The organism is Streptomyces apricus, assembly GCF_008369065.1.
GTDB lineage: Bacteria > Actinomycetota > Actinomycetes > Streptomycetales > Streptomycetaceae > Streptomyces > Streptomyces apricus.
The window spans coordinates 200,247-217,589 of record NZ_VDFC01000023.1; the positions used below are offsets into that span (position 1 = coordinate 200,247).

Below are 17,343 nucleotides of genomic sequence, written 5' to 3' on the forward strand. Positions count from 1 at the left end.
GGTGGGCGCGGCGGACGGCGGCTGCCGTACGCCGGTGGCCTACTGCGGTCCGTCCGGGGAGGTCCGCTTCACACCGAGCAGCACGGTGTCGCGACCGTCCTCCTCGGCGAGCTGGACCTTGACCGTCTCCCGCAACGACGTGGGGAGGTTCTTGCCGACGTAGTCGGCGCGGATCGGGAGTTCGCGGTGGCCGCGGTCGACGAGGACCGCGAGCTGCACGGCGCGCGGGCGGCCGATGTCGTTCAGCGCGTCGAGGGCGGCGCGGATGGTGCGGCCGGAGAAGAGCACGTCGTCGACGAGGACGACCAGGCGGCCGTCGATGCCGTCACCGGGGATGTCGGTGCGGGCCAGCGCGCGCGGCGGGTGCATGCGCAGGTCGTCGCGGTACATGGTGATGTCGAGGGAGCCGACCGGGATGGCGCGGCCGGTGATCTCCTGGAGCTTGGCGGCGAGCCGCTGGGCCAGGTACACGCCCCGGGTCGGGATGCCGAGGAGCACCACGTCGTCGGCGCCCTTGGCGCGTTCGACGATCTCGTGGGCGATGCGGGTCAGGACCCGCGCGATGTCGGGGGCCTCCAGAACGGGCCGCGCATCGGACTCGTACTGCTGCTTCTGCTGTTCGGTGTCCATACGAAACGGACCTCCTTCTCCGCCTCACGGGACGGATCATTAAAGGACGTCGGAATTGCGCCATCCACGGTACCAGCCCCGCAACACCGCTGATCACCCCCCTCGTCCCGGCCGTTCCCCGCTTCCCCGGGAGGGGCGGTCCGGACCATTCGGCTTGACGAGCCAGAGTCACGCTGCGTAACCTCACAGTGAGTCACCAGCCGCGCGGCCGAGCCGCACGTCGACACAGTGTCCGGGGAGCCATATGTCCAGCGAATACGCCAAACAGCTCGGAGCCAAGCTCCGTGCCATCCGTACCCAGCAGGGCCTTTCCCTCCACGGCGTCGAGGAGAAGTCCCAGGGCCGCTGGAAGGCGGTCGTGGTCGGTTCGTACGAGCGCGGCGACCGCGCCGTGACCGTACAGCGTCTCGCGGAGCTGGCGGACTTCTACGGCGTCCCCGTGCAGGAGCTGCTGCCCGGCACCACGCCCGGTGGAGCCGCCGAGCCGCCGCCGAAGCTGGTCCTCGACCTGGAGCGGCTGGCCCACGTGCCGGCCGAGAAGGCGGGCCCCCTGCAGCGCTACGCGGCGACGATCCAGTCCCAGCGCGGCGACTACAACGGCAAGGTGCTGTCGATCCGCCAGGACGACCTGCGCACCCTCGCCGTCATCTACGACCAGTCGCCCTCGGTCCTCACCGAGCAGCTGATCAGCTGGGGCGTCCTGGACGCGGACGCGCGCCGCGCGGTCGCCCACGAAGAGGGCTGACCCGCACCAGCACTGAGAAGAAACGTGCCCTCGGGGTGGCCGGAACCGATTGGTTCGGGCCACCCCGAGGTCGTTTTACGCAGGTACGCCGGAGGGCCCCAGCGGATTGCTGGGGCCCTCCGGCGTACCTCAGGGGCGCGGGGCAGAGACACGGTGCGGCTCCGCCGCGTGGGCGCGACCAGCCCCCACGGCCCCGCACACGGCGTCGTGGGACCGAGCGGAGCGTTCAGGCGTCGTCGCGCCGCAGCGACGACTTGAGCTCCTTGAACCGGCCGAGCAGCCCGTTCACGAAGGAGGGCGACTCGTCCGTGGAGAACTCCTTGGCGAGCTGCACCGCCTCGTCGAGCACGACCGCGTCCGGGGTCTCGTCCACCCAGATCAGCTCGTACGCGCCGAGGCGCAGGATGTTGCGGTCGACGACCGGCATCCTGTCGAGCGTCCAGCCGACGGCGTACTGGGAGATCAGCTCGTCGATGCGCTTCGCGTGGTTCGCGTAGCCCTCGACCAGCTGCATCGTGAACTCGCTCACCGGCGGCTGCCGGGTGTCGGTCCGGGAGTGCCGGATCCAGTCCGCGAGGACCGTCACGACGTCCGTGCCGCGCTGGTCCCCCTCGAAGAGGATCTGGAAGGCGCGCTTGCGGGCCGTATTGCGGGCAGCCACGGTTAGCTGTTCACCCGGCCGAGGTAGTCGCTCGTACGGGTGTCGACCTTGATCTTCTCACCGGTGGTGATGAAGAGCGGGACGTTGATCTGGTGACCGGTCTCCAGGGTGGCGGGCTTGGTGCCACCGGTGGAGCGGTCGCCCTGGACGCCCGGCTCGGTCTCCTGGACGACGAGCTCGACGGCGGCCGGCAGCTCCACGAAGAGCACCTCGCCCTCGTGCTGCGCGACGGTGGCGGTGAAGCCCTCGATCAGGAAGTTGGCGGCGTCGCCGACGGCCTTGCGGTCGACCATGAGCTGGTCGTAGGTCTCCATGTCCATGAAGACGAAGTACTCGCCGTCCATGTACGAGAACTGCATGTCGCGCTTGTCGACAGTGGCCGTCTCGACCTTGACGCCGGCGTTGAACGTCTTGTCGACGACCTTGCCGGAAAGCACGTTCTTCAGCTTGGTGCGCACGAAGGCCGGGCCCTTGCCGGGCTTGACGTGCTGGAACTCGACTACGGACCAGAGCTGGCCGCCTTCGAGCTTGAGCACCAGGCCGTTCTTGAGGTCGTTCGTGGAAGCCACGGTTGCGGAATCTCCTGGACTGACGTGGACGACCCCGGTGGCACGCGCACGGCTCGAAGCGTTCGGAGCTAGAGCGCGAGCAGTTCCTTGGTCGTGATGGTGAGTAGCTCGGGTCCGCCGTCCGCCTCAGGGCGCACGACGAGCGTGTCATCGATCCGGACACCGCCCCGGCCCGGGAGGTGGACCCCCGGTTCGACGGTGACCGGCACGCAAGCGTCCAGTTTACCCATGGCCGCGGGGGCCAACTGCGGCTCCTCGTCGATTTCGAGCCCCACACCGTGTCCGGTCGACGCGGGGAGCCCTTCCGCGCACCCCGCGGAGTCCAGCACCTGGCACGCCGCGTGGTACACGTCACGGCAGGCGGTGCCGGGCACCAGGGCTTCGCGGCCGGCCCGCTGCGCGGCGAAGACCAGGTCGTACAGCTCGATCTGCCAGTCGGCGGGCGAGGTGCCGATGACGAAGGTGCGGCCGATCTCGCTGCGGTAGCCGCGGTAGGTCGCGCCGAGGCGGACGGAGAGGAAGTCCCCCTCCTCGACCCGGCGGTCGGTGGGCCGGTGCCGGCGCAGGCCGGAGTGCGGTCCCGTGCCCACCGAGGTCCTGAAGGCCGGGCCGTCGGCGCCGTGGTCGACCAGACGGCGTTCCAGTTCCAGCGCAAGGTGCCGTTCGGTGCGGCCGACGAGGATCGACTCCAGGAGTTCGCCCAGGGCCTGGTCGGCGATCTCCGCGCCGGCGCGCAGGCAGGAGATCTCGTCCTCGTCCTTGATCACCCGCAGCTGCTCGACGGCTCCGCCGACGTCCGCGAGGCGCAGGCCGGGGGCGACGGAGCCGATCGCCCGGTGCCTGTCGACCGTCAGGTGGTGTTCCTCCACGGCGAGGGACTCGGCGCCCTGGGCAGCCGCGAGGCCCGCGGCGGCCACCGCGGGGTCGCCGCCGGGGCCGGGCAGTGTGTGGACGCGCAGCGTCTCGTCCGGGCGGACCCCGCCCTGCGGGACGCCCGCCGGGGCCTCCGGGGCCACGCCGTGCACGAGGAGGTCCTCGGTCCTGCCCAGCAGGAGGACCGCGCCGGGGGCCGTCGCGCCGGTGAGGTAGCGGACGTTCGCGGGGCGGGAGACCAGCGCGGTGGCGCTGCCGCTTGCGTTGCAGCGGTCCCTCAGGCGGGCTCGGCGGGTCTCGTACACCTCTGGCATGTGTCCGACCGTATGCGCTTCGCGCGGTTTGTGCCGTTTCTGCACGGCCGACGGAAACGGGGTGCCGCGGAGGCAGTGTGCCGGGTGCGGGCCGTGGGGGTCACCCGCGCAGTTCCCCGCGCCCCTGGCGGGGCCCTCTTACCGGGGCCCGGTCACCACTGGGGCGGGCTCGCCATCGCCCGGGCCAGGACGTCGTTCAGGACCTGGGCCGTCTGGGGGACGTCGAGCTGGGAGTTGTCGATGATCGGCAGGCCCGAGCCGTACCAGCCGGCCATCCGGCCGTGGATGCGGGCGACCTCCTCGTCGGTGAGGCGGCGGTTTCCGGAGCGCTTCGCGTTGCGCTCCAGGACTATCTCCAGGCCGGGCAGCAGGACGACCGGGAGCAGGCCGGGTCCGACGTGCCGCTTCCAGCCGCCCAGGCCCACCACGGGCCGGTCGGGGAAGACGGCGTCGTCGAGGATGCACGAGATGTTGTTGGCCAGGAAGTTGCGGGCCGAGAAGCCGCAGGTGCGGCGGGCGAGCCGGTACTGCGCCTCCGACATGTCGTTCCACCCCGCCTGCGGGTCGGCGAAGCCGGAGCGCACCCACTCGCGGACGTCGTCCAGGCTGATGTGGGCGGTGGGCACCCTGCGGTGGTCCGCCCAGTACTTGGCGACGCTGGTCTTGCCCGCGCCCGCGGGCCCGATGAGCAGCACGGCGAGCGTCGTGGACGTCGGGTCGGGGGTGCCGGCCGCGGGCGGTGCGCTCGGCATCGGCACGGGGCCGCCCGGCGGCAGCTGGACGTGGCCCGTGGTGTCCGGCGCCGGCGGTACCGGGGCGTGGTGCGGGACCGCGTGGTGCGGCGGCGCGGGCGGGTTCACCGGTCCCGGCCCCGCGTGCGGGCCCGGGTGAGGCGGGCCCGGATGGGGCGGTCCCGGGTGTGGTGCGGCCCCCGACCAGCCGGCGGCCGGTCCGTGCCCCTGCTGGTGGGGCGGCGGCAGCGGAGACCCCACTGCGTGCTGCATCCGGTGCCACTCCGTCTCGTACAGGCAATGGGCGCTGGCAGCGAGGCATCCTCCCCGCTCCCCTACCGAACGGTACCGTCCCCGGCCGCCGTTTGGTGAACGGCCGGGGGCGGCCCGAAGTGCCCGTCCGCGCACGGCGGATCGGCCCGAAGGGTGCCCGTGGGGGCTATTCGCCCACTTCGCCGTAGGCGGCGAGCAGCACCGCCGGGTCGGGGCCCTCCAGGACGGTGGGCTTGGCCAGTCCGTCGAGGACGATGAAGCGCAGGAGGTCGCCGCGGGACTTCTTGTCGATCTTCATGTTCTCCAGGAGCCGGGGCCACTGGTCGTAGCGGTAGCTCAGCGGCAGCCCGACGGACTCCAGGACGGTGCGGTGCCGGTCGGCGGTCACGTCGTCGAGACGGCCCGCCAGCCGCCCCAGTTCGGCGGCGAAGTGCATGCCGACCGCGACCGCCGCGCCGTGCCGCCACTCGTAGCGCTCGTTCTTCTCGATGGCGTGGGCGAGGGTGTGACCGTAGTTGAGGATCTCGCGCAGGCCCGACTCCTTGAGGTCGGACGAGACGACCTCGGCCTTGACCCTGATGGAGCGCTCGATGAGCTCGGCGGTGTGCGGCCCGGCGGGCGTGCGGGCGCCCTGCGGGTCGGCCTCGATCAGATCGAGGATCTCCGGGTCGGCGATGAAGCCGGCCTTGATGATCTCGGCGAGCCCCGACACGAAGTCGTGGACCGGCAGCGAGTCGAGCGCGGCCAGGTCGCACAGCACGCCGGCCGGCGGGTGGAAGGCGCCGACGAGGTTCTTGCCCTCGGCGGTGTTGATGCCGGTCTTGCCGCCGACGGCCGCGTCCACCATGGCCAGCACGGTGGTGGGGACGGCGATCCAGCGCACCCCGCGCAGCCAGGTCGCCGCGACGAACCCGGCCAGGTCGGTGGTGGCACCGCCGCCGACGCCGACGATCACGTCGGTGCGGGTGAAGCCGGACTGCCCGAGCGCCTTCCAGCAGTAGGCGGCGACCTCCGCGGTCTTGGCCTCCTCGGCGTTGGGCACCTGGATGGCGACGGCCTCGAAGCCCTGCTCGGCCAGGTCGGCGCGGAGCGCGTCACCGGTCTCGGCGAGCGCCTCGGGGTGGATCACCGCGACCCGCTTCGCCCGCTCCCCGACCAGCGCGCCCAGCTCGCCGAGCAGCTGACGGCCGACCAGGACCTCGTACGGCTCGCTGCCCGCCGTGCCGCCGACGTGGATCCGCGTCACTGCCTCGCTCATGCTTCTTTCAACTCCAGTGCGTCGAGGACCGCCCGGGCGACCTCTTCGGGGGTGCGGCCGTCGGTGGCGACCACGGCGCCCGCGACCTGCTCGTACAGGGGGCGGCGGGCGTCCATCAGCTCGCGCCACTGCCGGCGCGGGTTGACCGCGAGCAGCGGCCGGGCCGCGTTCAGGCCGGTGCGCTGCACCGCTTCCTCGACGTCCATCGAGAGGTACACCACGGTGTGTCCGGCGAGCAGCGCCCGGGTGTCCGCGTCGAGGACCGAGCCGCCGCCGAGCGCCAGGACGCCGTCGTGCTCCGCGAGCGCGCGCCGCACGGCCTCCTTCTCGACGGTGCGGAAGGTTTCTTCGCCGTCGTCCAGGAAGATGTCGGCGATCGTGCGGCCCTGCTCGGCCACGATGTCCTCGTCGGTGTCCCGGCAGCGGCAGCCGAGCCGCTCCGCGAGCAACGCGCCGACCGTGGACTTGCCGACCCCCATCGGGCCGACCAGCACGATCCGGGGGCCGGTCACCGCACGGCCAGGTGGTCGAGGTAGGACTCCACGTTGCGGCGGGTCTCCGGGACGCTGTCGCCGCCGAACTTCTCCGCGACCGCGTCCGCCAGGACCAGCGCGACCATCGCCTCGGCGACGATCCCGGCCGCCGGCACCGCGCAGACGTCCGAGCGCTGGTGGTGCGCCTTGGTGGCCTCGCCGGTCGCCACGTCGACGGTGGCCAGTGCCCGCGGCACCGTGGCGATGGGCTTCATCGCGGCCCGTACGCGCAGCAGCTCGCCGGTGGTGAGACCGCCCTCGGTGCCGCCGGAGCGGCCGGAGGCGCGCCGGATGCCCTCCTCGGTGCGGACGATCTCGTCGTGCGCCTGGGAACCGGGCACCCGCGCGAGGTCGAAGCCGTCGCCGACCTCCACGCCCTTGATGGCCTGGATGCCCATGAGCGCCGCCGCCAGCCGGGCGTCCAGGCGCCGGTCCCAGTGCACGTGCGAACCGAGGCCGACCGGCACGCCGTACGCCAGGACCTCGACGACTCCGCCGAGGGTGTCGCCGTCCTTGTGGGCCTGGTCGATCTCCGCGACCATCGCCTCGGAGGCGGCCTCGTCCAGGCAGCGCACCGGGTCCGCGTCCAGCTTCGCCACGTCCGCGGGGGTCGGCAGGACGCCGTAGGGGGCCTTCGCCGCCGCCAGCTCCACCACGTGCGAGACGATCTCGATGCCGGCGGTCTCCTTCAGGTACGACCGGGCCACCGCGCCCAGGGCCACCCGCGCCGCCGTCTCCCGCGCGGACGCCCGCTCCAGGATCGGCCGGGCCTCGTCGAACCCGTACTTCTGCATGCCGGCGAGGTCGGCGTGGCCGGGCCGCGGGCGGGTCAGCGGGGCGTTGCGGGCCAGGTCGGCGAGGATCTGCGGGTCCACCGGGTCGGCCGCCATCACCTGCTCCCACTTGGGCCACTCGGTGTTGCCGACCATCACCGCGACCGGCGAGCCGAGGGTGAGTCCGTGGCGCACCCCGCCGAGGAAGGTGACCTCGTCGCGCTCGAACTTCATCCGCGCGCCGCGTCCGTAGCCCAGGCGCCGCCGGGCCAGGTGGTCCGCCACCATCTCCGTGGTGACGGGCACGCCGGCGGGAAGACCCTCCAGCGTCGCCACGAGTGCGGGGCCGTGCGACTCCCCCGCGGTCAGCCAGCGCAACCTGCTCAACGGTGCTCCTCATGCTCGCGCCCTGGTGCTGTGTCCTGCCGTGCGCACACGTGTGTGCGTACGCGCGTCCTCGCGTACGGCGACGGCGCGACCGGGTGCGCGGCCCTGGCCCGCCGCCCCGATCCTTTCACGTCCGCGCCCGGGCCCGGCCCGGGGTCCACCAGACGGACGCGCTCCCGCCACGCCGCGGCGGCCGCACTCCGTGGGGGCCGCACCGCGCGGCGGTCTCACGCCGTGGTGTCGTCCGGCCCGGTCCGCGGGGCGTACGCGCCCAGGTAGTCGGCGCCGCGGCCCTGTCCGTACGGCGCCGCCGCGTGGACGGGCTGCCCGGAGCGCACCGCGCGCCGGTGCGCGAGCCTGCGCCTGAGCTTGACGCCCCAGCTCGCGAGGACCGCGAGCACCAGGAGCCCGAGGGCGCCGGTCTGCGCCCAGTCCGGCAGGAAGCCGACGGTCACCTGGAAGATCTCCGACTTCCAGGACGCCTGTGTCGTGTGCAGCATGGTTCAGTCCCCCGATGGATCCGGCCCCACCCCCTGCGGGACCGGAAGCCGGATCCTAGCGGCCTTCGCTATCTCGCCGCGAGGGCCTTCTCGCCCGCCGTCCGCATGGCGTGCAGCGGGGCCGGAGCGCGCCCCGTCATCTGCTCGACCTGCAGCACCGCCTGGTGCACGAGCAGGTCCAGGCCGCTGACGACGGCGCCGCCGTGGGCGGACCAGCGGGCCGCGAGGTCGGTCGGCCACGGGTCGTAGAGGACGTCGAACAGGGTGGCGGGCCGTTCGGGGACGGACCGGGCGAGGGAGTCGGTGGTGCCGGCGGGGGTCGTCGCGATCACCAGGGGCGCGCGCAGCGCCCGGTCGGCGTCCGCCCAGTCGGCCGTGCGCACCCGCAGGCCCAGCCGTTCGCCCCACTGCCGCATCTCGGCGGCGCGCGCCGCGCTGCGGACGTACGCGACGACCTCGCCCGTGCAGACGCGGGCCAGCGCGGCCAGTGCGGAGGACGCGGTGGCGCCCGCGCCGAGGACGGCCGCGGAGTCCACCTGCTCGATGCCGCGTTCGCGCAGGGCGGCGACGATCCCGGGGATGTCCGTGTTGTCGCCGACGCGGCGCCCGTCCTGCGTGAACACCACCGTGTTCACGGCCTCGACGGAGGCCGCGGTGTCGGAGACCTCGTCGAGCAGCGGGATGACGGCACGCTTGAGCGGCATCGTCAGCGAGAGCCCGGCCCATTCGGGGCCGAGTCCGGCGAGGAATTCCGGCAGCGCCGCCTCGTCGGTCTCGAAGCGGTCGTACGACCAGTCCCGCAGGTCCAGTTCCTCGTAGGCGGCGCGGTGCAGCACCGGCGAGAGGGAATGGCCGATCGGGGAACCGAGAACGGCGGCCCTGTGCCGCCGGTTCCCGTCAGTCCTTCTTGCGCCGTTCATTGAATTTCTGAACCAGCTTCTCGTGGTCGGCCAACGTCTTGGTGAAGTCGGTCTTCTTGCCGTCGATGGAGATGAAGAACATCCACGCACCGCCGTCCGGGTTCACCGCCGCCTTCAGCGCGTCCTCGCCGGGATTCCCGATGGGCCCGGGCGGCAGGCCCTTGTAGAAGTACGTGTTGTACGGGTCGTCGTAGTTGCGGATCTCGGCGACCGAGATATCGATCTCGCTCTGGCCCTTGAGGTAGTTGTACGTCGAGTCGAACTCAAGTTTCTGGTTGGTGACGTCGTTCGTCGGCTTCAGGCGGTTGTAGACGACGGCCGCCATCTTCCGGAAGTCGTCGTGCGTGATGCCCTCGGCCTGCACCAGGCTCGCCACGGTGACGACCTCCAGCGGATTCTCCAGGCCGAGGTCCGCGGCCTTCGCCTCCAGGTCGTACACGGCGTACTGCTCGTTGGCCTGCGACACCATTTCCTTGAGGACGGCCTCCGGCTTCATGTCCTTGTCGGCCGGATAGGTCGCCGGGTAGAGGAATCCTTCCAGCGGGTCCTTGATGTCGGAGTCGTCGTTCGCCCAGTCCGGCAGTCCGAGGCTCTCGTACTTCTCCTTCGCGACCTTCGCGGTGCTGCCCTTGGGAAGGTCGAGCTGCTTGTCGATCGCCTCGTACACCGTGACGTTGCGCTGGCCCTCGCGGACGACCAGGTTGTTCTGGCTCTTGGGGTCGAGCATCAGCGCGACAGCGCTTTCTGCGGACATCTGCTTGTTCAGCAGATAGGAACCTGCTTGAATCTTGGCGCCGTCGGAATTCTGCGACTGGGCCGCCACGAAGGCGTCGACGCTCTTGACGACGCCGGCCGCCTTGAGCTTCTGGCCGATGACCGACCCGAAGGCGCCCTTCGGAATGACGACGGTCACCTGCTGGGAGGTACCGTCACCGGAGTAATCGGGAGCCGAGCCGAAACGATTCTCGTAGAACTGGTAGCCGAAATAGGCGACGCCGCCGATGACCGAGGTGAAGACGAGCGAGACGACCAGGCAGGCACAGCCGCTCTTGCGTTTCTTCTCGCCCTTGCCCTTGCTCCCCTTGCCGCCCTTTCCGCGCCGGCGGCTCTGCGGGTCGTCGTCGGAGTCGTCGTCCGGGTCGTCCTCGCCGCTGAAGAACGCGTGCTCGCCCTGGTCGGGGCCCGGGTCCCAGTCCTCGCGCTCCTCCTGCCGCGGCTCGGGCTCGGGTTCGGCGCGCCGGCGGCCGGGCGGCTCCGGCGGCGGGTACGCGTCGGGGGTCCCGTAGTAGTCGGGCTGCTGCCCGGCGTACGCGGCGGCCTGGTTGCCGTAGGGGTCGTTCGGGTCCCCGGCGTACGGGACCTGCTGCGGCTGGTACTGCTGCTGGCCCGTGTCGTAGCCGCCCTGATAGGGCTGCCCGTTCTGGTCGTACTGCTGGCCGTACCCGCCGCCCTGGCCGTCGTACCCCTGCCCGCCCTGGCCGTCGTACTGCTGGGGGGCGTGCGCGCCGTACTGCTGCTGTCCCTGGGGGTACTGCTGCTGCCCCTGCTGGTCGTAGCCCGCCTGCGGGCCCTGGCCCCAGTCGCCGTACTGCGGCTGCTGCGCCTGCTCAGGATGCTGCTGCGGCTGGCCGCCGTAGGGGGGCCGGGCCGCCTGCGCCTCCTGCCCTCCCCATCCGCCGTCCCCGTACAACGGGTCCTCGGGATGCCACGGTTCGGAGCCGGGGCCCCGGCCATACTCAGTCATCGATCCCCTAGAGCCGCGAGGCGACGATGGCACGGTGGCTGGGCTCGGCTACCGTCCGCCTCTCCTGTGCGGAGGCTATTCGAACACCACCGCATCGCGCGGAACGTTACCGTACCGCGATCAGATGACCACTTCGACGCCCTCGCCGGGAGACGTGCCTGACGCCCGTTCGGACTCCAGTGCCTGCTGGAGGATGATCACGGCCGCCGCCTGGTCGATGACCGACCGGCCCTTCTTGGACCTCACGCCCGAGGCGCGCAGCCCCTGACTGGCCGTCACCGTGGTCATCCTCTCGTCCAGGAGCCGCACCGGGACGGGGGCGATGCCCCGCGCGAGCTCCTGCGCGAAGGCGCGGACCTTGACCGCGGCGGGGCCCTCGCCACCCTTGAGGGAGCGCGGGAGACCGACGACGACCTCGATCGGCTCGTACTCCTCGACGAGCTGCCGCAGGCGCCGATGGGCGGCCAGGACGTCGCGTCCCGGCACGGTCTCCACCGGCGTGGCGAGGATCCCGTCGGGGTCGCACGAGGCGACCCCGATCCGGGCGTCTCCGACGTCGAGGGCGAGCCGGCGGCCGCGGCGCATGACCCGCTCGCCCTCGCTCACCTGGCGGACTCGGCGACGAGACGCTCGACGGCGTCGACGGCCTCACCGATGGCGGCCGGGTTCTGGCCACCGCCCTGGGCGACGTCGGGCTTGCCGCCACCGCCGCCGCCGAGGGTCTTGGCGGCCGTGCGCACCAGGTCACCGGCCTTGAGGCCGCGCTCGCGGGCGGCCTCGTTGGTGGCGATGACCGTCAGCGGCTTGCCGTTCACGGTCGTGAAGAGGGCCACCACGGCGGCCCGGCCGCCCTGGATGCGGCCGCGCACGTCGAGGACCAGCTTGCGCAGGTCGTCGGCGCCCGTGCCGTCGGGGACCTGACCGGTCACGAGCGCGACGCCCTGCACGTCCTTGGCGGACCCGGCGAGGCCGGCGGCGGCCTGCAGGACCTTCTCGGCGCGGAACTTCTCGATCTCCTTCTCGGCGTCCTTCAGCTTGCCGAGCATGGCCGAGACCTTCTCCGGGAGCTCCTCGGGGCGGCCCTTGATCAGCTCCTGGAGCTGGGCGACGACCGTGTGCTCGCGGGCGAGGAAGTTGTAGGCGTCGACCCCCACCAGGGCCTCGATGCGGCGTACGCCCGAACCGATCGACGACTCGCCGAGCAGCTTCACCAGGCCGAGCTGGGAGGTGTTGTGCACGTGTGTGCCGCCGCACAGCTCCTTGGAGAAGTCGCCGATGGTGACGACGCGCACGCGCTCGCCGTACTTCTCGCCGAACTCGGCGATGGCGCCCTGCTTCTTGGCCTCGTCGATGCTGAGGATCTCGGCGTGCACGTCCAGGTCGCGGGCGAGCACCTCGTTGATCTTCTGCTCGACGTCCGTCATCACGGCCGTCGGCACGGCGGCCGGGGAGCCGAAGTCGAAGCGGAAGCGGCCGGGCTGGTTCTCGGAACCGGCCTGGGCGGCCGTCGGGCCGAGGGCGTCGCGCAGGGCCTGGTGGGTCAGGTGCGTGGCCGAGTGGGCGCGGGCGATGGCCGTGCGGCGGCGTACGTCGATGACGGCCTGGGCCCTGGCGCCGACGGTCACCTCGCCGACCTGGACGACGCCCTTGTGGACGTACACCCCCGGCACCGGCTTCTGGCAGTCGCGGACCTCGATCACGGCGCCCGTGTCGGTCCTGATGCGGCCGGTGTCGCCGATCTGGCCGCCGCCCTCGGCGTAGAACGGGGTGCGGTCGAGGACGATCTCGACCTCGTCGCCCTCGGTGGCGGCCGGCGAGGAGGCGCCGTCGACGAGGATGCCGACGACCGTGGACTCGCCCTCGGTGCTGGTGTAGCCGATGAAGTCGGTCTCACCGGCGGCGTCGGCGATCTCGCGGTAGGCGCCCAGGTCGGCGTGGCCGGTCTTCTTGGCCTTGGCGTCGGCCTTGGCGCGCTCGCGCTGCTCCTTCATCAGGCGCCGGAAGCCGTCCTCGTCCACGGACAGGCCCTGTTCGGCGGCCATCTCCAGGGTGAGGTCGATGGGGAAGCCCCACGTGTCGTGCAGCAGGAAGGCCTGGTCGCCGGAGAGGACCGTGCCGCCGGCGGCCTTGGTCTCCGTGACGGCTGTGTCGAGGATGTTGGTGCCGCCCCTGAGGGCCTTGAGGAAGGCGGCCTCCTCGGCGAGGGCCACGGTCTCGATGCGCTGCCGGTCGGTGACGAGCTCGGGGTACTGCTGCCCCATCATGCCGATCACGACGTCGACGAGGTCCTTGACGACCGGGCCGGTGGCGCCGAGCAGGCGCATGTTGCGGATGGCGCGGCGCATGATGCGGCGCAGCACGTAGCCGCGGCCCTCGTTGCCCGGGGTGACGCCGTCACCGATGAGCATCACCGAGGTGCGCATGTGGTCGGTGACCACGCGCAGCGAGACGTCGGACTCCTGGCCCGCGCCGTACTCGACGCCGGTCAGCTCGGTGGCCTTCCTGATGACGGCCATGGAGGTGTCGATCTCGTACAGGTTCTGCACGCCCTGCAGGATCATGGCGAGGCGTTCCAGGCCCAGACCCGTGTCGATGTTCTTGCTCGGCAGGTCGCCGAGGATCTCGAAGTCGTCCTTCGAGGTGCCCTCGCCCCGCACGTACTGCATGAAGACGAGGTTCCAGATCTCCACGTACCGCTCGTCGTTGACGGCGGGGCCGCCCTCGACGCCGAACTCGGGGCCGCGGTCGTAGTTGATCTCGGAACACGGGCCGCAGGGGCCCGGCACGCCCATGGACCAGAAGTTGTCCTTCTTGCCCAGGCGCTGGATGCGCTCCTTGGGGACGCCGACGACCTCGTGCCAGATGCGCTCGGCCTCGTCGTCGTCCAGGTACACGGTGATCCAGAGCTTCTCGGGCTCCAGACCGTAACCGCCCTTGTCCTGGGGGCTGGTCAGCAGCTCCCAGGCGTACTTGATGGCGCCTTCCTTGAAGTAGTCGCCGAAGGAGAAGTTGCCGCACATCTGGAAGAACGTGCCGTGCCGGGTGGTCTTGCCGACCTCTTCGATGTCCGGGGTGCGCACGCACTTCTGGACGCTCGTGGCGCGCTCGAAGGGCGGCTTGACCTCACCGAGGAAGTACGGCTTGAAGGGCACCATGCCGGCCGGGACCAGGAGCAGGGTCGGATCGTCCGCGATGAGCGACGCCGAAGGCACGACGGTGTGCCCGCGCTCCTCGAAGAAGCTCAACCAGCGGCGGCGAATCTCGGCCGACTCCATCAGTGGTCCTCATTCCGGTTGTGCGAGTACGCCGACCTCTCGACGTACGTCGGGTTCTTGCTGTACTGCGGGTCGTTGCGGTTCTCCAGGGCGGCGACGCGGCGCGCGGGCGGCAGTTCGGGATCGGCGTTCAGGCCGAGGGCCTCGCCGAGCTCCGCCTCGCGCTGGGCCATCCCGTCACGGACGTCGAGTGCGAAGTCCTTGATGCGGTGGCCCGCCTCGATCGCCTTGTTCGCGGCCTGCGCCGCGAGGCTCTCGGGCGTCAGCTGCCTGATCTTGCGGTTGACCTTGGTGGTGGCCCACACGCCGGCGGCTGCGCCCGCGGTGAACCAGAACGTACGGCGGAACATCGCTGCGTCAGTCCTTCTTCCGCTTTCCCCGTCGCGTCGACGGGACGGTGCGGCCCACGATCACGGTGCGACGCGCGGGCTTCGGGGCGGGCACGTCCTCGCGGTCGCGGCCGCCGCCCATGGCCCGGCGCACGCCGTAGCCGAAGGCCGCGACCTTCACCAGCGGGCCGCCGAAGGTGGAGGCGACGGTCGAGGAGAGCGCCGAGGCGTTCGACGTGACCTCCTGGACGTCCGACGCGATGGCGTCGACCCGCTCGATCTGCGTCTGCGCCGAGCGCACGGCCGCGGAGGCGTCCGCGAGGAGCGGGACCGTCTGTTCGGTCACGTCCGCGACGAGTTTGGTGGTCGCCCTGAGCGTCTGGGCCAGCCTCGCGAGTGCCACCGCGAGGAAGGAGACCAGGATCGCCCAGAAGACGGCCACCAGGATCCCGGCCACCTCTCCACCGGACACTGCGCACCCGCTCCCTGAATTCGTGCCTCACCGTCGAAAAGTCGTCCTCCGACCCTATCGCGCCGGGGCAACCGCTCCGTACCGGATTACCGTCCGCCGGAAGGGGAGTCGCGCAACGAGATTGTACGTAGTGCGTATGGATGAGTACGCTCCGTTGCCCATGCGGCGATCTCACGGTTCTGAGCGTTCGGACGCGGGGGCGGCCGGCCGGCGGCCCGGCAACCTCCCCCTGGAACTCGACGCGTTCGTGGGCCGCTCGGCGGAACTGGCCCGGCTGGCCGAGGCCCTCGACACGGCGCGACTGGTGACGGTGACGGGCCCGGGCGGGGTCGGCAAGTCGCGGCTGGCGGCGCACGCGGCGGCCCGGCTGCGGCCGCGCGACGGCGTGTGGCTCGTGGAGCTGGCCGCGCTGCGCGATCCGGACCTCGTCGGGTACGCGGTCCTCGAGGCGCTGGGCCTCACCGACCACACCGGGCGGCCGCCGCGCGAGATCCTTCTGGAGCACCTCGCGGAGCGCCGGCTGCTGCTCGTGCTCGACGGGTTCGAGCACCTGGTGGACGCCTGCGCGCCGCTGGTCGGTGAGCTGCTGCGGCGCTCGGCGGGCCTGCGGGTGCTCGCCGCGGGGCGCCGGCCGCTCTCGGTGGACGGCGAACGGGTCCTCCCGCTGGCGCCGCTCGGCGGACGGGAGGCGGCCGAGCTGTTCGAGGAGCGGGCGGCGGCCGGCACGCCGGGACTCACCCTGCACGACGGCGACCGCGCGGACGTCGAGGAGATCTGCCGGCGGCTCGACGGTGTGCCGCTCGCCGTCGAGCTGGCGGCGGGGCGGTTGCGGACCCTCTCCCCCGCGCAGCTGCTGGCCCGGCTCGACGACCGCTTCCGCCTCCTCACCGGCGGCGGGCGCGACGCCCTGCCGCGCCACCAGGCCCTGCGGACGGCGATCGGCTGGAGCCACGAGCTGTGCACCCCGCAGGAGCGGCTGCTGTGGGCGCGGCTCTCGGTGTTCGCCGGGCAGTTCGACCTGGAGGCCGTGGAGTACGTGTGCGGGGGCGGCGGACTGCACCCCGACAACATCCTCGACGTGCTCGACGAGCTCCTCGCCCAGTCGGTCGTCACCCGCGAGGAGACGCCCGCGGGGGTGCGCTACCGGATGCTGGACACGATCGGGGCGTACGGCGCCGACTGGCTGGACGCCCTGGGCGACGGGGACCGGCTGAGGCGGCGCCACCGCGACTGGTACATGGGGCTCGCGACCTGGGGCGAGCTGGACTGGTTCTCGCCCCGGCAGCACGAGGTGGCCGCGCGGGTGGAGGCGGAGCTGCCGAACCTGCGCCGCGCCCTGGAGCACTGTCTGGAGGAGCCGGACGGCGGGCACCTGGGGCAGTACCTGGCGGGCACCCTCTGGTTCTACTGGGTGGGCTGCGGGCGCCTGTCGGAGGGGCGGCACTGGCTGGAGCGGAGCGTGGACCTGGAGACCGCGCACGAGCGCTCGCGGCTGAAGGCGCTGTGGGTGCTCGGGTACGTGGCGGTCCTGCAGGGCGACACCGTGCCCGCGTTCGCCGCGCTCCACGAGTGCCGGGAGCGGGCGGAACGTTCCGGGAACGCCGCCGCGCTGGCCTACGCCGAGCACCGCACCGGCTGTCTGGCGCTGGTCACCGACGACATGCCGCGCGCGGAGATGCTCCTGCGGTCGGCGCTCGCCCGCTACCACCGGATCGGCGAGCTCAACAGCAACGTCCTGATGGGGCAGGTCGAGCTGGCGATGGCCCGGGCGTTCCAGGGCGACCTGCCGGCCGCGGTGCGGCTGTGCGAGGAGGTGCGCCGGGTCTGCGAGCGCCACGGGGAGCGCTGGGCCCTCACGTACGCGCAGTACGTACTGGCGTACGCGGCCTGGACCGAGGGGGACCTGGCGGGGGCCCGGCGGCTGCTCACCGGGTGCCTGGACATCAGCCACGACTTCCACGACCTGCTCGGCACGGTCCTGGTGGTGGAGCTGCTCGCGCTGGTCACCGTGGCGGAGGGCGACGCCGAGGAGGCCGCGGTGCTGCAGGGCTCCGCCTCCCGGATGTGGCCGGCGGTGGGTCTGCCGCTGTTCGGCTCGGCCCACTACAACGCCCCGCACGAGCTGTGCGAGACGACGGCCCGGGAGCGGCTCGGCGACGAGCGGTACGAGGAGTGCGTACGCGTCGGGGCGCGGCTCGGCCGGCAGGCGGCGGTGGGCCGGGCGCTGGGGCACACCCGGCGGCGGGCGCCCGGCGCGCCGCTCGTCCCGCGGTGCGTTCCGGCGCCCCCGGACGCGCGGCAGCCCGCCGCCTCGCCCACCCACAAGGGCGGTGAGGCGACGGGCTGACGCGTACGT

Annotated in this window: 17 protein-coding genes; 2 read left to right on the forward strand and 15 right to left on the reverse strand. The window is 72.2% G+C overall.

Annotated features, from left to right (window positions below; translation table 11 throughout):
- Positions 1 to 39 precede the first annotated feature (39 nt).
- Positions 40 to 630 carry a bifunctional pyr operon transcriptional regulator/uracil phosphoribosyltransferase PyrR gene (gene pyrR / locus FGF04_RS08195; protein ID WP_149510570.1) on the reverse strand — a complete coding sequence of 197 codons (591 nt, stop codon included), beginning with the start codon at positions 628 to 630 and terminating at the stop codon, positions 40 to 42.
- A gap of 244 nt (positions 631 to 874) precedes the next feature.
- On the opposite strand from pyrR, the gene bldD reads away from it, so the two are divergent.
- Positions 875 to 1,375 carry a transcriptional regulator BldD gene (bldD, locus tag FGF04_RS08200; protein WP_017945577.1) on the forward strand — a complete coding sequence of 167 codons (501 nt, stop codon included), beginning with the start codon at positions 875 to 877 and terminating at the stop codon, positions 1,373 to 1,375.
- A gap of 226 nt (positions 1,376 to 1,601) precedes the next feature.
- Here the strand turns inward: bldD and nusB are convergent, their stop codons facing one another.
- The 14 genes from nusB to FGF04_RS08275 form a co-directional block, all read right to left on the reverse strand.
- Positions 1,602 to 2,036 (reverse strand): transcription antitermination factor NusB, encoded by a 435-nt coding sequence (nusB, locus tag FGF04_RS08205; protein WP_149510571.1) that lies wholly within the window; start codon positions 2,034 to 2,036, stop codon positions 1,602 to 1,604.
- A gap of 2 nt (positions 2,037 to 2,038) precedes the next feature.
- Positions 2,039 to 2,605, reverse strand: a complete 567-nt coding sequence (gene efp, locus FGF04_RS08210; protein WP_149510572.1) for an elongation factor P — start codon at positions 2,603 to 2,605, stop codon at positions 2,039 to 2,041.
- Between the two features lie 68 nt (positions 2,606 to 2,673).
- Positions 2,674 to 3,792 (reverse strand): aminopeptidase P family protein, encoded by a 1,119-nt coding sequence (locus FGF04_RS08215; RefSeq protein ID WP_149510573.1) that lies wholly within the window; start codon positions 3,790 to 3,792, stop codon positions 2,674 to 2,676.
- A 152-nt stretch (positions 3,793 to 3,944) separates the two neighbouring features.
- Entirely contained in the window at positions 3,945 to 4,796 is an 852-nt protein-coding gene (locus tag FGF04_RS08220; protein WP_149510574.1) for a Pro-rich N-terminal domain-containing protein, read from the reverse strand.
- A gap of 166 nt (positions 4,797 to 4,962) precedes the next feature.
- Positions 4,963 to 6,054, reverse strand: coding sequence for a 3-dehydroquinate synthase (aroB, locus tag FGF04_RS08225; protein WP_149510575.1), 1,092 nt, complete (start codon positions 6,052 to 6,054; stop codon positions 4,963 to 4,965).
- Positions 6,051 to 6,533 (reverse strand): shikimate kinase, encoded by a 483-nt coding sequence (locus FGF04_RS08230; RefSeq protein WP_149510671.1) that lies wholly within the window; start codon positions 6,531 to 6,533, stop codon positions 6,051 to 6,053. Before FGF04_RS08230 ends, aroB begins: the two co-directional genes overlap by 4 nt.
- A gap of 29 nt (positions 6,534 to 6,562) precedes the next feature.
- Positions 6,563 to 7,747 carry a chorismate synthase gene (gene aroC / locus FGF04_RS08235; RefSeq protein ID WP_149510576.1) on the reverse strand — a complete coding sequence of 395 codons (1,185 nt, stop codon included), beginning with the start codon at positions 7,745 to 7,747 and terminating at the stop codon, positions 6,563 to 6,565.
- A 227-nt stretch (positions 7,748 to 7,974) separates the two neighbouring features.
- Positions 7,975 to 8,247 (reverse strand): hypothetical protein, encoded by a 273-nt coding sequence (locus tag FGF04_RS08240; RefSeq protein ID WP_149510577.1) that lies wholly within the window; start codon positions 8,245 to 8,247, stop codon positions 7,975 to 7,977.
- Between the two features lie 68 nt (positions 8,248 to 8,315).
- Positions 8,316 to 9,167 (reverse strand): shikimate dehydrogenase, encoded by an 852-nt coding sequence (locus FGF04_RS08245; protein WP_149510578.1) that lies wholly within the window; start codon positions 9,165 to 9,167, stop codon positions 8,316 to 8,318.
- Positions 9,145 to 10,911: an endolytic transglycosylase MltG gene (gene mltG, locus FGF04_RS08250; RefSeq protein ID WP_149510579.1), complete on the reverse strand. Its 1,767-nt coding sequence runs from the start codon at positions 10,909 to 10,911 to the stop codon at positions 9,145 to 9,147. Before mltG ends, FGF04_RS08245 begins: the two co-directional genes overlap by 23 nt.
- 120 nt (positions 10,912 to 11,031) lie before the next feature.
- Positions 11,032 to 11,496 carry a Holliday junction resolvase RuvX gene (gene ruvX, locus FGF04_RS08260; protein WP_149510672.1) on the reverse strand — a complete coding sequence of 155 codons (465 nt, stop codon included), beginning with the start codon at positions 11,494 to 11,496 and terminating at the stop codon, positions 11,032 to 11,034.
- 17 nt (positions 11,497 to 11,513) lie between these two features.
- Positions 11,514 to 14,186, reverse strand: coding sequence for an alanine--tRNA ligase (gene alaS, locus FGF04_RS08265; protein ID WP_149510581.1), 2,673 nt, complete (start codon positions 14,184 to 14,186; stop codon positions 11,514 to 11,516).
- A complete protein-coding gene (locus FGF04_RS08270; protein WP_149510582.1) occupies positions 14,186 to 14,536 on the reverse strand; it encodes a DUF6167 family protein in 351 nt (116 codons plus the stop codon). Before FGF04_RS08270 ends, alaS begins: the two co-directional genes overlap by 1 nt.
- Positions 14,537 to 14,543: 7 nt before the next feature.
- Positions 14,544 to 14,987 carry a DUF948 domain-containing protein gene (locus tag FGF04_RS08275; RefSeq protein WP_149510583.1) on the reverse strand — a complete coding sequence of 148 codons (444 nt, stop codon included), beginning with the start codon at positions 14,985 to 14,987 and terminating at the stop codon, positions 14,544 to 14,546.
- Between the two features lie 160 nt (positions 14,988 to 15,147).
- Between FGF04_RS08275 and FGF04_RS08280 the strand changes: the two genes are divergently transcribed.
- Entirely contained in the window at positions 15,148 to 17,334 is a 2,187-nt protein-coding gene (locus FGF04_RS08280; protein ID WP_149510584.1) for an ATP-binding protein, read from the forward strand.
- Positions 17,335 to 17,343: the final 9 nt, after the last annotated feature.